The 13,867-nt window shown below is 51.0% G+C and carries 12 protein-coding genes; 6 read left to right on the top strand and 6 right to left on the bottom strand.

Annotated elements, in window-relative coordinates:
• The first annotated feature begins 2 nt into the window (after positions 1-2).
• The 5 genes from DFR60_RS20895 to DFR60_RS20870 all read left to right on the top strand — a co-directional run bounded on the left by DFR60_RS20895 (position 3) and on the right by DFR60_RS20870 (position 6,828).
• The gene (locus tag DFR60_RS20895; RefSeq protein ID WP_243005136.1) at positions 3-845 is read left to right on the top strand and encodes a carbohydrate ABC transporter permease; all 843 of its coding nucleotides are present in this window, start codon (positions 3-5) and stop codon (positions 843-845) included.
• A 37-nt stretch (positions 846-882) separates the two neighbouring features.
• The gene (locus DFR60_RS20890; RefSeq protein ID WP_110324617.1) at positions 883-2,895 is read left to right on the top strand and encodes a beta-galactosidase; all 2,013 of its coding nucleotides are present in this window, start codon (positions 883-885) and stop codon (positions 2,893-2,895) included.
• Entirely contained in the window at positions 2,892-3,623 is a 732-nt protein-coding gene (locus tag DFR60_RS20885) for a hypothetical protein (protein ID WP_110324616.1), read from the top strand. Before DFR60_RS20890 ends, DFR60_RS20885 begins: the two co-directional genes overlap by 4 nt.
• 153 nt (positions 3,624-3,776) lie before the next feature.
• On the top strand, positions 3,777-5,594 hold the full coding sequence (locus DFR60_RS20875; RefSeq protein WP_110324615.1) for a sensor histidine kinase: 1,818 nt from the start codon (positions 3,777-3,779) through the stop codon (positions 5,592-5,594).
• Complete coding sequence (locus DFR60_RS20870; RefSeq protein ID WP_110324614.1) at positions 5,572-6,828, top strand: response regulator; 1,257 nt, start codon at positions 5,572-5,574, stop codon at positions 6,826-6,828. Before DFR60_RS20875 ends, DFR60_RS20870 begins: the two co-directional genes overlap by 23 nt.
• A 35-nt stretch (positions 6,829-6,863) precedes the next feature.
• Here the strand turns inward: DFR60_RS20870 and DFR60_RS20865 are convergent, their stop codons facing one another.
• Entirely contained in the window at positions 6,864-7,331 is a 468-nt protein-coding gene (locus DFR60_RS20865) for a hypothetical protein (protein ID WP_110324613.1), read from the bottom strand.
• 855 nt (positions 7,332-8,186) lie between these two features.
• On the opposite strand from DFR60_RS20865, the gene DFR60_RS20860 reads away from it, so the two are divergent.
• A complete protein-coding gene (locus DFR60_RS20860; RefSeq protein WP_110324612.1) occupies positions 8,187-9,173 on the top strand; it encodes a hypothetical protein in 987 nt (328 codons plus the stop codon).
• Between the two features lie 101 nt (positions 9,174-9,274).
• Here DFR60_RS20860 and trpA read toward each other — a convergent pair whose 3' ends face one another.
• The 5 genes from trpA to trpD are packed head-to-tail and all read right to left on the bottom strand — an operon-like array spanning position 9,275 to position 13,823.
• Positions 9,275-10,045 (bottom strand): tryptophan synthase subunit alpha, encoded by a 771-nt coding sequence (gene trpA, locus DFR60_RS20855; RefSeq protein WP_110324611.1) that lies wholly within the window; start codon positions 10,043-10,045, stop codon positions 9,275-9,277.
• Complete coding sequence (trpB, locus tag DFR60_RS20850; protein WP_110324610.1) at positions 10,038-11,222, bottom strand: tryptophan synthase subunit beta; 1,185 nt, start codon at positions 11,220-11,222, stop codon at positions 10,038-10,040. Before trpB ends, trpA begins: the two co-directional genes overlap by 8 nt.
• A 2-nt stretch (positions 11,223-11,224) precedes the next feature.
• Positions 11,225-11,890: a phosphoribosylanthranilate isomerase gene (locus DFR60_RS20845; RefSeq protein WP_207659562.1), complete on the bottom strand. Its 666-nt coding sequence runs from the start codon at positions 11,888-11,890 to the stop codon at positions 11,225-11,227.
• A 45-nt stretch (positions 11,891-11,935) separates the two neighbouring features.
• The gene (gene trpC, locus DFR60_RS20840; protein WP_110324609.1) at positions 11,936-12,769 is read right to left on the bottom strand and encodes an indole-3-glycerol phosphate synthase TrpC; all 834 of its coding nucleotides are present in this window, start codon (positions 12,767-12,769) and stop codon (positions 11,936-11,938) included.
• Between the two features lie 10 nt (positions 12,770-12,779).
• Positions 12,780-13,823 carry an anthranilate phosphoribosyltransferase gene (trpD, locus tag DFR60_RS20835; RefSeq protein ID WP_002602116.1) on the bottom strand — a complete coding sequence of 348 codons (1,044 nt, stop codon included), beginning with the start codon at positions 13,821-13,823 and terminating at the stop codon, positions 12,780-12,782.
• Between the last annotated feature and the right edge of the window lie 44 nt (positions 13,824-13,867).

Genomic DNA, 13,867 nt, shown 5'->3' with positions numbered 1-13,867 from the left:
TTGTGGAACGATTTTTAAAACGATCTCTGAGATACAGGGTTACCGCTGTTTTGTGCTATGCCATCATGAGCATATCGGCGGTCGCAGCGCTTTACCCTTTTATATGGGTGGTCTTTTCCTCACTCAAGGACAACAATGAGATTTACAGCAATTCCTTCGGCCTTCCGAAGGCGGCGATGTGGTCAAACTACGCGGAGGCGTGGAAGGGAGCCAGAGTCGGCCGGAGCTTTGTAAACAGTATTCTCGTCTGCCTGGTAACGCTGGCGGTGCTTACCGTAATTACGTCCATGGCCAGCTATATTCTCACGAGGGTTACGAAGAGCAGACTGCTGTCCGTGTACTTTTCTCTGGGTATTATGATTCCGGTGCATGCGCTTTTGATTCCCTCCGTACTGATCTTTAAAGGGCTTCATCTGATCGACCATCTGTCCGGCCTGATGATCGTATACACAGCGGTGAACATTTCTTTTGCCATGTTTATTATGAACGGGTTCATGGAGGGGATTCCCAGGGAGCTCGATGAGGCGGCGACGATCGACGGGTGCGGCCGGGCGGGAATCTTCTTTCACATTGTGTTTCCGGTAGCGAAGCCGGGAATCGCCACGGTGGCTACCATCACATTTTTAAACTGCTGGAACGATCTGCTTCTGGGGCTGGTGCTGATCTCCACGCCTGCCAGAAAGACGCTTTCCATGACAATCTCCGCGCTGAAGGGATCTTATGTGACACAGTACGGTCTCCTCTGCGCCGGCTTCGTCATCTCGATCGTCCCGGTAGTCTTTATGTATCTGCTGTTCCAGAAACAGGTTATAGCTGGTATGACGGCGGGAGCAGTCAAGGGTTAGGCGCGTCCGGAAAGGAAGCGCCGGAGGAGGAAATAACATGGTGAAATTCACACATGACGGAATCTGGATAAACGGAGTGGAAAGGCCTCTATACAGTGGTTCGATACACTACTGGAGGACGAAGAAGAAAGACTGGCGGCATGTTCTGTCACAGATCAAGGGCATGGGATTTGAGATCGTGGAAACGTATATTCCCTGGTCGGTCCATGAATATGAGGAAGGAAAGTATGATTTTGGAGAGATCGAGGAAGAGAAGGATCTGGACCTGTTTTTAACCCTCTGCGAGGAAATGAACCTGGCCGTCATCGTTCGTCCGGGGCCTCATATCAACGCGGAGATGACCGGTTTCGGATATCCGGAGTGGATTTTGATGGATGAGGAGATTCAGGCGAAAAATCCATGGGGAACCACGGTTCTGTATCCCTATGCCACGGGCCCCTTTCCAATCCCTTCCTATGCGAGTGATAAGCTGTATGAGAAGACGGAGATTTATTTTCAGAAGCTGAAGCCGATTCTGCAGCGGCACTGCGGCGGCAGCGGCTGTATCTGCCTGATCCAGGCGGATAACGAGACTTGTAATTTCTTCCGGGACAGGCCGTATATCATGGATTACTCGGACTGCTCGAAGGCACAGTACCATAAATTCCTCGCGGAGCGATACGGTACCACGGCGGCCATGAACGAGAGGTATCACAGAAATTACAGTGGATTTCAGGAGACAGAACCGCCCTGCGGCTTTGAGGAAGGCGATTTTTCGTCGCTCTGCTATTATCTGGACTGGATAGAATTTAAGGAGTATCAGATTCTCGCTGCCCTGGGGCGGATGGTGGACATCATAAACCGCCTGGAGCTGCCGGTACCGATTTTCCATAACTGCGCGTATCAGAACTATACGCCTGTCTCGGTTCAGAGAGACGAGGAGATACCAGGCCTCATGGTGGCTGGGATTGATGCCTATCCGGAGCCGGGAGATACAGCCATGCTGAAGGAGAGAATTCGGTATCTGGCTGGCAGCAGCCGTTTTCCGTTCGTGCCGGAATTTGGTTCCGGCTCCTGGTTTGACCGGGAAGTGCTTCTGACCGCAGAGGAAGAGCGGTTCGGATACCTGTATTCTGTGATGAATGGTTTAAAGGGCGTGAATTTCTATATGCTGGCAGAGCGGGACCGATGGACGGGCTGTCCTGTGACCAACGACGGAAGAATCAGGAAGCCGTATTACGAGATGTTCTCGGAGCTGCTGAGACTGTTGAAAGATCATGAAATATACCATTTCAACCGATCTCCCCGCGTGCTGATTTTAAAGAATTACGATATGGGGAGGCTGAAGGCCCTCTATTCCGTGATGGACTGTAATTCGTTTTCGTCCAACTGTTTCATCAAGGGGCCGGATATACCTGCCACGCTGTTCTTGCCGGAGGAAGAGCTGGGATTTTATCTGGACAGGGAATTAAATTACTGGGATGATGCCTGGGTAAAAGGACTGGCAAAGCACTTTGACGAAGAACATGAAATCTATGATTATTCCGATGAATATCTGGACTATGACAGGTGGCTCCCATACGATGTGATTGCGGTGTCATCGGGGGATATCATGGATGCAAAGACGCAGAAGCGCCTGGCGGATTTTGCCGGTCTGCCGGGAAAGGCTGTAATTCTGGGACCGGTCATTCCCCGGTGTGACAGAAACCTAAAGTCGTGTGAAATACTGAAACGCATGGTGGAAGAGGGGGAGGACTCCGGAATTCTGTTTGCGGAAGAGGTGGGAGAGATCGGTGCCGGTTTCTGGGAGCGGTTAAGGCGGAGCAGAGAGTACGGATGCGGGGATCCGGAGATCGAGCTGGCCGTGCACCGGAGGGAGGGAAGCGGATATCACCTGCTTTATATAGCCAATCTCTCAGGAGAAGAGAAAACGGCATTTATAACCTGTACAGGAGGACGCCGTTTTTCTGTGCTGCAGGGGCCTGTGGAGATAAAAATGGAGAAAGACGGCATAACGGCACAGATCCCCGGTTATACTGTGGCCATTTTGAGTGTGGAGGAGAACGTATGATAGACGGTGGTTTAAAAGTGGAATATTTGGATCCGGAACTCTGGACGCATCTGGGGGAAATCCTGCGGCCATTATCCGAGCTGGGGCAGGTCCTGCACGTCAGAAGGCTGGCTTCCGGTTTGTACCGGGCGGTTCAGTGCAGCAGGGGGCCAGGCACCGTGTGTGTGAGTGATTCCGGCTGCCCGTTCCTCGATCTTTCCCAGTATATGGAAGGAGAAGAATTGAATACGGAGCGGATTTTTCGGGATTTTTATGATATTATGGAAATCAGGATTTATACGATGGAAGGTCTGCGGCAGTGCTTCGCAGAGAGCCAGAAAGCGGAGCTGTATCAGCTGGATATTGACGAGGCAGTATCTGAAATCTATAGTATCTTCGAGAGCACGGCTGGAGTGGCCGTTGTGCGGAGAAAGGAAAAAGAAGAACGCTGGTATTTTGAACGGCTGAGACGGCTTTTGGGGGATAAAGACGGGGATCATGCATATCTGTTGTGGATTACGAACGGCGGGGCGTTGTATTTTAACTGCATTCTGGAGATGAGGAAGGGGAGACTGGTGGGAATCTCCACATCGGACAGATATGGCGGGGAACGGGATTATAATAAGGTTCTGGCATTGATGGAGAAGGAGTACAGGAGGAAGCCGGAAGTACTCTGTATGGAGCTTTCGGAATGTCGTACTTACGAAAGGATATGCCAGCACTGTATAGCGCAAATTCCTGTGATATAGCACTCGCTATCTACGCCAGGAGCACGCCCGTGAAGCTAGCCGTAGGGTCCACTACGCCGTCGCTTCGCGGACGCACACCTGACGCAGATATCAAGCACTATATCACAGTTATTTACGCAATACAGTACTGGTTTTAACAGCGGAGGGATAAGGATGAGGGAGACGGAAAAGGGGAACCGGAGTTCACTGAAGGTGAGATTTACACTTGCCATGGTATTGATGTCGCTGATTCCGGGGCTGATACTGGCGGTAGTTTACTACAGGAATGTGAGGGACTTCTACCAGGATAAGACCTGGATGTACCAGGAGAATACCTTGAGGCTGATGGAGGCGAAGATGCAGGATATCATCAAGCAGAGCGAGGTGGTGCTGAACCAGGTTCTGGGACTTTCCGTCACCTCGGACCTGTTCTCCGGCTACACAGAGATGAATGCCTATGAGCGCTTAAACCTGATGCGCAATATAAACGGCACACTGTCGAACATCCGGATCGCCAATAATTCCATCGATCATATCTATCTGCTGGCGTTTGATGGAGGCGCTTATTCGTCTAATGTGGGCTGGAATAAACGTGAATTTGCCGAAAATGACTGGACAGAGATTCGGGAAGACCAGCCAGGCGGAAGTATTATCGTACCGACGCATCCGGCCGCTTACAAATACTTGAACTCCGGAGCGGCGGATCCCCTGGTGGTCAGTATCGTAACGTATTTAAACCGCTATACGGGAAACAGCGTCATTGGGCTGGTACAGATTGATTTGAGCTATGAAAAGATCAGGGCGGCCATGGACTGCATGGAGATGGACGACAGCGATATGGCGTTTGTCGTGGACGAAGAGGGGCGGGTAATCTTTGCGCCGAAGGAGTCCATGGCGGGACTTTCTGCAGCAGACGTTTCTCTGGGGACGTATAGTCTGGCGCAGATTCTTTCTGCTGTTGACGGAGGCGCGGAGGAGGACGGAAACTTTTTTATTCATCTGGACTATGGAAGAGACAGCGGCACGATTCGCAAACGCCGCGTAGGAAACAGCGGATTCTCGATTATTCAGATCAACAGCGGACGAATGCTTAAGCAGGAGCTGGACCGATTCCGTAAGGTATGGGCGGCCGTGGTCGGTGCCTGTATGGTGTCCGCGGCTCTTCTCGCCTCAAGCCTTTCGGCCGGCATTGTAAAACCGGTCACCAGCCTCATAAGGAGTATGAGCCGCGTCAGCCGCGGCGATTTTTCCACAAAGGTGGAGACACCGAAGGATAAAGACTTATCCGAGCTGGCCTTAAGCTTTAACACCATGGTGTCCGAGGTGGATAAGCTGATGCGTGAAAACATAGAAAAAGAGAGAGAACGGCTTAACATGGAGCAGACGGCCCTCAATTCCCAGATCAATTCCCATTTTCTATATAATACCTTGAATACCGTGAAGTGGATGGCGGTGCGGGCGGGGAATGAGGAGATCGCGCGGATGGTAGTAGCCCTGGTTAATATGCTGGAATACAGCTGCAAAAAGATCGATGTGCCCGTTCGCATCTCAGAGGAAATAAATTTCATCAAAAATTACGTCTGCATCCAGGAAGGGCGGTGCTGCAGCAGCGTTCATATGAAGTTTGACATCGATCCGAAGCTGGAGAATTGTCTGGTCTTAAAGATGCTGCTTCAGCCGGTGGTGGAAAACGCCATGCAGCACGGCTTTGGCGAGGACAATATCGATAACCGGATCCTGATAACCGGAAGGCTTATGGGAGACCGGGTACAGTTTCAAATCCGGGACAATGGACAGGGCTTTCTGTATGAGGGCTTCGATAAACTAACCGGCGTGGGGCTTCATAATATTCAGGACAGAATCCGGCTGAACTATGGAGATGGCTACGGCGTGGAACTGGAAAGTGAGCCAGGAGAAGGAACTGCAGTGACGGTGGAAATACCGGTTTGCGAAAAGGCGGAGGAGGCAGATGGAAAAGATTTTAATCGTTGACGACGAGATGTTTTCCAGGACGGCTATTGAAGATATTCTGCGGGCCGAGTGGAGCGGCATAGAAGTCTTCAGTGCCAGAGGAGCCTCAGAGGCGCTGGGAATCCTAGAGAGGGAAGAAATTGACCTTTTGATGACGGATATCAAAATGCCTGGTATGAACGGCCTGGAGCTGCTGGCGGAGGTGCGAAGACGAGGCCTTTCCATGGAGGTCATCATTTTGAGCAGCTATAATGAGTTTGATCTTGTGAGACAGGCCATGAAGCTCGGCACGTTTGACTATTTGTTCAAGCCTGCCATGCTTCCGCCGGATATCATCGAGGTGGTCAAAAAGGCGCTGCAGAAACAGCGGGAAAAGAGCAGCAGCAGGATAGCGGAATCTGACAGAAAGAGGCTTTCCAGAGACAGAGAACAGTTTTTTCGGGATCTTATAAGCGCGGCTGGAATCGGAAGAACCTGGTTTGAAGAGCGGGCCGCCGCGTTTGGACTGCCGGAGCCGGTGGGAAAAAATGCAGTTGTGGTATTCCGGCTGATCCGGTACCGGAAAAGCATGGCGGAAATCTTTGAAAATGACGTTTCCCTGCTTCGTGCTTCTGTCTGCAATGTCATGTCCGAGGCGCTGGATTCCGTAAAGGACTGCCAGTTTCTATGCAATAAGTTTGATGAGTACGTGTGGATTGTCTGGGAGGCACGGGAAGATGGAAGACAGGAGTTTTATGAACGGCTGGAAGCGCTGATCCGGACAGCGGCAGACTTTTTGAGGCGGTATTACGGACTGGAGTTTTCCATCGGCATCAGCCGCAGTTCAGCCAGCCTGTTTGACTGCTGTCAGGGATACACGGAGGCTGCGGACAATGGAAGGGAAAGTGAAACGGGGATATTCTATGCCGGTGGTCCGGATTCCGGCAGTTTAAAACAGGAGATGCGGGCAGCCCTGGATTATATCCGGGACCATCTGGGGGATAAGGATTTGTCGCTTCAGACGGTGGCGGATCAGGTTGGAATCAGCCGGAATTATTTCAGCCGGATATTCAAGGAAGTCATGGGCGTCAATTTTATCGACTATGTCACCAGGCTACGAGTGGAGAAGGCCAGAAGCCTGTATATGAACACAGACATGAAAATCTATGAGATTGCAGAGCTGGTGGGATATTCCGACTGGCATTATCTCTACAGTGTCTATAAAAAGCAGCTGGGACATTCGATGTCAAAAGAAAAGAGGAGAAAGAACCCATAAAATGGTGCTTTCTCCTTTTTTCTTCCGTCCTCTCCCTACAATTCGGGAGCAGTGTCATTGATGGACTTAACCTTTGAGATATCGATATCCTTGACCGAGAAGGACACTTGAAAGGCAGCGTCCGTGCCCGCAAGGAAAAATGTGGTGATCCCCGGCTGTAAAGTGATTGTCTCCTCCCCATATGTCTTGTCTTCCGTATCCGCGAGGAGAACCGTGCTGTCATCCGGTGTGCGGTAAGAGAGTGTAATGTCCCCTTTATTTCTGGTCAGTGTGTAGGTGAGGGAAACAGTCTCTTCTTCAGAGACATCAATTATTAAGAAATCGGCGTCGGTAATGTTTAAGTAGGCGTCAGCCTTTACGACGATGGAGCGGTCTGTATGTGTGACATTCAGTGAATGGAAGATGCTGGTTTGAGCATCGATTAAATGATTTGGATCAGTGGCACAGGCGGTTATTGAGAGACAGAATATGATAAGTATTGTAAAGAGTGCGGTGCGCTTCATGGTAAATCCCCCTTTCCTGGTTTTTCCGTTTGTCTGTAATATGAGAATAACAGATTGAAAGGAAAAAACAGAGCATAATTTTCTTAATATTTTCTAAAAGGATGTTACAATTTACGGCTCCTTTGTCCGCCCCCGCTGTTCGGTCTGCTTTGGCGGTTCGCACTCCGGTTCCTGTGACTTTGCAGGACATTAGCGGTTCTTAACGCGCAGAATTTTTCGTTCAGGGGAAATACCCACCTGTTTGAGCGCAGCGAGTTTGGGCATTTTCTCTGGTTTTTAGAAAAATACTGCACGTTTAGAACCGCTTATGCCCGAAACCGGAACTGGAACCGGAGTGCGAACCGCCAAAGCAGACCGAACAGCGGGGGCGGACAAAGGAGCCGTGAATTGTAACAAAAGGATTTGTATTACCAGAATGGAGTCTTGTATTTTATCTTATACGAGGTATAATAAAGGAACGAAACAATGATCTGTTTCCTTTTTCAGCCGGATCACAGCGGCTGAGTTTCATTCGGTTCTTTATGTTGTTTCACCATGGAGAATCGTCCTGGCGTTTCAGCCACAATTTCTCAAGTATTCTAATAAGAGCACTCTCGGAAACTCCCTTGCGCCCATCTTTGTGGCTGATTTTCCGCCATATGCACACAAATTTATTCAACGTACACGCCGTGTACGCCTCGTAAATTTGTGCACATCTGACGAAAAATCATCTCACAAATCTGAGCACAAGGAGTTTCCGAGAGTACTCAAAACTACAGGGGGGAGGTCTGCTTATGACGAATAATTAGGTTTACATAAAAACAATGTTTTTTTATTGCAACTACAGATAGAATCCTTTATAATGGAGGTAGGAAAATGCAGCAGACCAACATAAACAGAAACTATAAAGACAGATTGTTCCGGCTGGCCTTTCAGGAGAAAGAGGATCTGCTGGATTTGTATAACGCTGTAAGCGGCAGACAGTATACGAATCCGGATGATCTTATCATTACCACACTGGTAGACGCGATTTATCTGGGTATGAAAAATGATATATCTTTTCTGGTATCGGATGTACTTAACTTATATGAGCATCAAAGCAGTATTAATCCTAATATGCCTGTCCGGGGGCTGAATTATTTTGCAGACACCTACCGGGAATATATTGATAGGAACGGACTGGACATCTATGGAGAAAAGCTGATCCGCCTTCCGATGCCGCAGTATATTGTCTTTTACAATGGGACAAAAGAGGAACCGGACCGGGTGGAACTCAGGCTTTCGGACGCATTTTTGTGCCAGAATCCGGAGGAAAATGGCTGCCTGGAATGCAGAGCGACTATGATTAATATTAATTATGGCCATAATAAGGAGCTGATGGACCGCTGCAAACGTCTGAAAGATTATGCGGTGTTTGTGAACCGTATCAGGGAAAATGAAAGGAGAGGCATGGCTCTTAATGAAGCGGTAGAGCTGGCGGTTAATTCCTGTATCAATGAGGGGATACTTGCAGACATTCTGAAAAAGAACAGAGCGGAGGTATGTAATTTGATTCTATATGAATATGATGAGCAGAAACAACTGGCGATTGCTCGGGAAGGCGCTAAGAAAGCGGGAAGAGAAGAAGGAAGAGAAGAAGGAAGAGAAGAAGGAAGAGAAGAAGGAAGAGAGGCGGAAAAAGTAATGGTTATCCGTAATATGGCCGCTAAAGGGCTTGATCCCCGATCAATTGCGGACATGCTGAATACGGAGGAACCTTACGTAAAAAACGTTTTGAATCTGCTGGCAGAGAAGGTCGGGAAAACGGATTTAGAAATTGCCGGAATTCTATTAAACAGAAACAAAACAGGTAAAAATCCCTAAAATCAGGAATTAAGAGAAATTTATAAAAAGAACCAGGAAAGCGACTATAGTTAGAAGCCGCTTTCCTGGTTTGTATAAGGCTTTTTGGGAGAAACAAATTTTTATAAAATTGCTGCTTTCATTTCCCTGACGTACTCGCACACCGGACCAACGCAGTCTTTTCCATATTTCGCCACCATCCGGACGATTGCGCTTCCGACGATGACGCCGTCGGCGTGTTCACTCATCTTCCTGGCCTGCTCCGGCGTGGAGATTCCGAAGCCGATGGCACATGGGATGGGCTGCGCCTCTTTTACCAAGGAAACCATCTCTCCGATGTTGGTAGTGATCTCCGTTCTGACCCCGGTAACACCCATGGAGGAGACACAGTAGACGAAGCCCTCGGCCTCCTTCGCAATGGCGCGGATTCTCTCCTTCGATGTGGGGGCAATGAGGGAGATCAGTTCTAAGCCGTACTGATGGCAGAGCGGGAGCAGCTCGCCCTTCTCCTCGTAAGGCATATCCGGGACGATCAGCGCGTCGACGCCGGTTTCTGCCGCGGTGCGGATGAATTTCTCACTTCCGTAGACGAAGATCGGATTGATATAGGTCATAAATGCCAGCGGTACATCTGTCTTCTCACGGATCCGCTTCACCATATCGAAAATCTTATCGGTGGTGGTACCGGAAGCCAGTGCCCGTATGTCCGCCTCCTGTATGACGATTCCCTCTGCCACCGGGTCGGAGAACGGGATACCGATTTCTATTAGATCGGCGCCGGCGCCGGCCATGGCAACAATCAGCTCTTCCGTGACAGCAAGCTCCGGGTCTCCGGCAGTGACAAACGGGATAAATGCCTTACCATCTGCAAATGCGTCTTTTACTCTACTCATAGATTTCTACCCCCTTATATCTGGCGATTGCCGCCACATCCTTATCTCCGCGGCCGGAGAGATTAATGACGATTACCTGATCTTTTCCCATTGCCGGAGCGATTTTTCTTGCGTAAGCTACCGCGTGGGCGCTTTCGATGGCCGGGATAATTCCCTCCATCCGGGATAAGTACTCGAATGCATCTACTGCCTCATCGTCGGTGACGGGAACGTACTGAGCCCGGCCGGTGTCGTGCAGAGAAGCGTGTTCCGGTCCGATTCCCGGATAATCCAGCCCTGCGGAGATGGAGTAGACCGGAGCGATCTGGCCGTATTCATCCTGACAGAAATAGGATTTCATGCCGTGGAAGATTCCCAGGCTGCCGGTGGCGATGGTGGCGGCATTCTTATCCGTATCGACACCGTGTCCGGCGGCTTCGCATCCCACCAGCGCAACACCCGGCTCGTCAATGAAGTCGTAGAAGAGCCCCATGGCATTGCTGCCGCCGCCGACGCAGGCGATCAGCATGTCCGGAAGCTTTCCTTCTGCTTCCATGAGCTGGGATTTTACTTCCTTGCCGATAATGCTCTGAAAATCACGGACGATCGTGGGGAACGGATGAGGCCCCATGACGGAACCCAGCACATAGTGGGTGTCCTCCACGCGGTTCGTCCATTCACGCAGCGTTTCGTTGACGGCATCCTTTAAGGTCTGCGTGCCGCTGGTGACGGGATGGACCCTGGCGCCCAGAAGCTCCATGCGGAATACGTTTAAGGCCTGGCGGTCGGTGTCTTCCTTTCCCATGTAGACCTCACACTCCAGCCCCAGGAGCGCGGCGGCGGTAGCGGTTGCAACGCCGTGCTGACCTGCGCCGGTCTCGGCGATGACGCGGGTCTTGCCCATCTTCTTGGCCAGAAGCGCCTGCCCCAGCGCGTTATTGATCTTGTGGGAGCCGGTATGGTTTAAATCCTCTCTCTTCAAATAGATCTTCGCACCGCCCAGATCTTCTGTCATCTTTCCCGCATAGTAGAGGAGAGAGGGCCTTCCCGTATAGGTGCGGTTTAACTCGTCGAGTTCGGCGAGAAACGCCTCGTCATGGATATATTTTTCGTAGGCTGTTTCCAGCTCATTTACTGCGTTCATCAGCGTTTCGGGGATAAATTGTCCGCCGTGCTGTCCAAATCTTCCTTTTGACATGATTAAACACTCCTTACTGTTTGTATGATTTCCTGTATCTTTTTCGGGTCCTTCCGTCCGTCGGTCTCGACGGCACTGCTTAAGTCGAGGCAGCAGGCCTCCGTGTTCAGCGCTTCTTTTATGGTGGAGGCAGAGAGGCCGCCGGCCAGAAACCACGGTTTTTCGATGTGGGGGATTAAGGACCAGTCGAAACGGACTCCGCTTCCGCCATACTGATCTTTGACAAAGGTATCAAAAAGCAGGTATTCGGCCGGATAACTCACGGCCCTGCGGATATCGTCCCCATCCTTTACCCGCACAGCACGGATAAGGGGAACGGAAGCGGCCGGCCTTGCCGCGGCCAGCGCCTTCTTTAAATCCTCTGCATACTGAACTGTCTCAAAGCCTTCCATATCGCCATGGAGCTGTACCGCGCCGATAATCCCCCGGCTCACGAGCCGCACGATGTCATCGATGGGACTGTTGACAAATACTCCGACGGCCGTGATATCCGGTGATAAGAGCTTCTTCAGTCCGGCGGCCCTCATCTCACTCACATTCCGCTTGCTGGGCGCAAAGACGAAACCGATGTAGTCGGGCCGGTATTCGTTCACAGCTGCAATATCTTCCGGCCGTGTCAGGCCGCAAATCTTTATTCTCTTGTGCAGCGTTTTTTTTGACTTACTCATGATTCAGACTCCTTCTCTTCCTTCTGCATGACTCCCTGCATTCCTTTACCCACACGCCTGTTTCCAGGAATCCAGTGTTTTTTTCTTGTCGGCGGAACGCATTAACGTCTCGCCGATCAGTACGCCATCCACCCCGGCTTCATGGAGCAGCCGGACATCGTCCGCTGATTTTACTCCGCTTTCCGCGACGAAGAGTACGCCGTCGGGCACCAGGCTCCTTAATCGGATGGAGTTGGAGAAATCTACTGAAAAGGTCTTTAAATTCCGGTTATTGACGCCGATGATCCGTGCGCCTGCCCGGAGAGCGGACTTGATCTCTTCCTCGTCGTGGGCCTCGACCAGCGCGCTCATCCCCAGACTGTCACATAAATGGATCCCGGTACGGAGCGTCTCCGTATCAAGGAGGGCGCAGATCAAAAGAACTGCGGAAGCTCCGATGACCTTCGCCTCGAAAATCTGGTAGGGATCGATGGTAAAATCCTTGCGAAGCAGAGGAACAGAGACGTGCCGGCGTATTTCTTTCAGATATTCATTGCTTCCTAAAAAGTATTCGGGTTCCGTGAGGACGGAGATGGCGGAGGCTCCGGCGGCCTCATAATCCTTTGCGATATCCACATAGGGGAAATCGGGGGCGATCAGGCCTTTGGAGGGAGAAGCCTTCTTTACCTCGCAGATAAAGGACATTCCCGGCGCCTTTAACACTTTTTCAAAGGAAAAGACACGTTCCTTCGTAACATTCTGCTGAACGCATGTGAGGGCGGCTTTCTGCTCGGATTCGGACGCCTGCGAGGCCAGGTTCATCATGGTCTCAAGGGGGATTTTTTCTTTTGCCGCTTCCACCCGTCTCCGGGTGGAAGCAGCCAGTGTATCTAAAATCATGAGGACCCTCCTATTCCATTCCGCCGGCAGCCGATGGAGTGTTGTATTTGTTGGTTGCTTTTGCAAATTCCTCCAGTTTGGCGGCCGCCTTTCCAGAGTCGATCAAATCATTGGCCAGAGCGACGCAGTCGCCGATCGTACAGTCATCGATTCCAAGATAGAGGCTCAGAGCCGAGTTGAAGACGACGATATCGCGTTTCGGTCCGGTGAGCTTCCCGGTCAGGATATCTCTGGTAATCTGTGCATTTTCCTCGGGATTACCACCGACCAGCTCCGGTAAGCTGCAGCGGGAGAAACCGAACTGCTCGGGAGTGATTTCATACATGGTCAGTTCGCCGAAACGGATTTCACACACGTGGGTCGGTCCGGTGACGGTAGCTTCATCCAGCCCGTCGTTGCCGCAGACTACCAGTCCCCGGTTGACGCCCAGATTGCTGAGCACCTTTGCCAGCGGTTCCACCAGCTTCTCATCATAGACGCCCAGAAGCTGCATGGTGGCTCCTGCCGGATTGGCCAGAGGCCCCAGAATGTTGAAAATGGTGCGGACTCCCATTTCCTTGCGGACCGGTCCGGCATATTTCATGGAAGAGTGGTAGGACTGGGCGAACATGAAGCACATGCCGGTGTCCTTTAAAATCTGTTCCGACTGTTCCACCGTAAGCTTTAAGTTCACGCCTAAGTTTTCCAGTACATCGGCGGCTCCGCTCTTGCTGGATACGCTTCGGTTTCCGTGCTTTGCCACCGGAACCCCGCCCGCCGCGACCACAAATGCGCTGGTGGTGGAGATGTTAAAGGTGCCTGCCTCGTCGCCGCCGGTACCTACAATATCGATTACCGCAAAGTTCGGTTCCAGCTTCAGCCCCTTTTCTCTCATGACCGTCGCGCAGGCTGTGATTTCGTCGATGGTCTCTCCTTTCATCCGGAGTCCTGTTAAAAATGCCGCCATCTGTGCGGGAGTCGTCTCGCCGCTCATGATTTCGTTCATGACCTCTTTTGCAGCCTCAAAGCTTAAATCCTGTCCTTCGATTACATCGTGAATCGCCTGCTGTATCATAGTCTGTTACCTCCATATATGAAAATTAACGTTGTTCGTTTCTG

Origin of the sequence: Hungatella effluvii (assembly GCF_003201875.1) — a bacterium.
Lineage (GTDB): Bacteria > Bacillota > Clostridia > Lachnospirales > Lachnospiraceae > Hungatella > Hungatella effluvii.
This window is presented reverse-complemented; position numbering and strand designations above follow the sequence as displayed.

Excerpts from the sequence above, each read along its gene's own strand:
- trpD (WP_002602116.1), bottom strand. The coding sequence starts at position 13,823 with ATGATACAGCAGGCGATTCACGATGTAATCGAAGGACAGGATTTAAGC.
- DFR60_RS20860 (WP_110324612.1), top strand. The coding sequence starts at position 8,187 with ATGCAGCAGACCAACATAAACAGAAACTATAAAGACAGATTGTTCCGG.
- DFR60_RS20885 (WP_110324616.1), top strand. The coding sequence starts at position 2,892 with ATGATAGACGGTGGTTTAAAAGTGGAATATTTGGATCCGGAACTCTGG.
- DFR60_RS20865 (WP_110324613.1), bottom strand. The coding sequence starts at position 7,331 with ATGAAGCGCACCGCACTCTTTACAATACTTATCATATTCTGTCTCTCA.
- DFR60_RS20870 (WP_110324614.1), top strand. The coding sequence starts at position 5,572 with ATGGAAAAGATTTTAATCGTTGACGACGAGATGTTTTCCAGGACGGCT.
- trpA (WP_110324611.1), bottom strand. The coding sequence starts at position 10,045 with ATGAGTAGAGTAAAAGACGCATTTGCAGATGGTAAGGCATTTATCCCG.
- DFR60_RS20890 (WP_110324617.1), top strand. The coding sequence starts at position 883 with ATGGTGAAATTCACACATGACGGAATCTGGATAAACGGAGTGGAAAGG.
- trpC (WP_110324609.1), bottom strand. The coding sequence starts at position 12,769 with ATGATTTTAGATACACTGGCTGCTTCCACCCGGAGACGGGTGGAAGCG.
- trpB (WP_110324610.1), bottom strand. The coding sequence starts at position 11,222 with ATGTCAAAAGGAAGATTTGGACAGCACGGCGGACAATTTATCCCCGAA.
- DFR60_RS20845 (WP_207659562.1), bottom strand. The coding sequence starts at position 11,890 with ATGAGTAAGTCAAAAAAAACGCTGCACAAGAGAATAAAGATTTGCGGC.
- DFR60_RS20875 (WP_110324615.1), top strand. The coding sequence starts at position 3,777 with ATGAGGGAGACGGAAAAGGGGAACCGGAGTTCACTGAAGGTGAGATTT.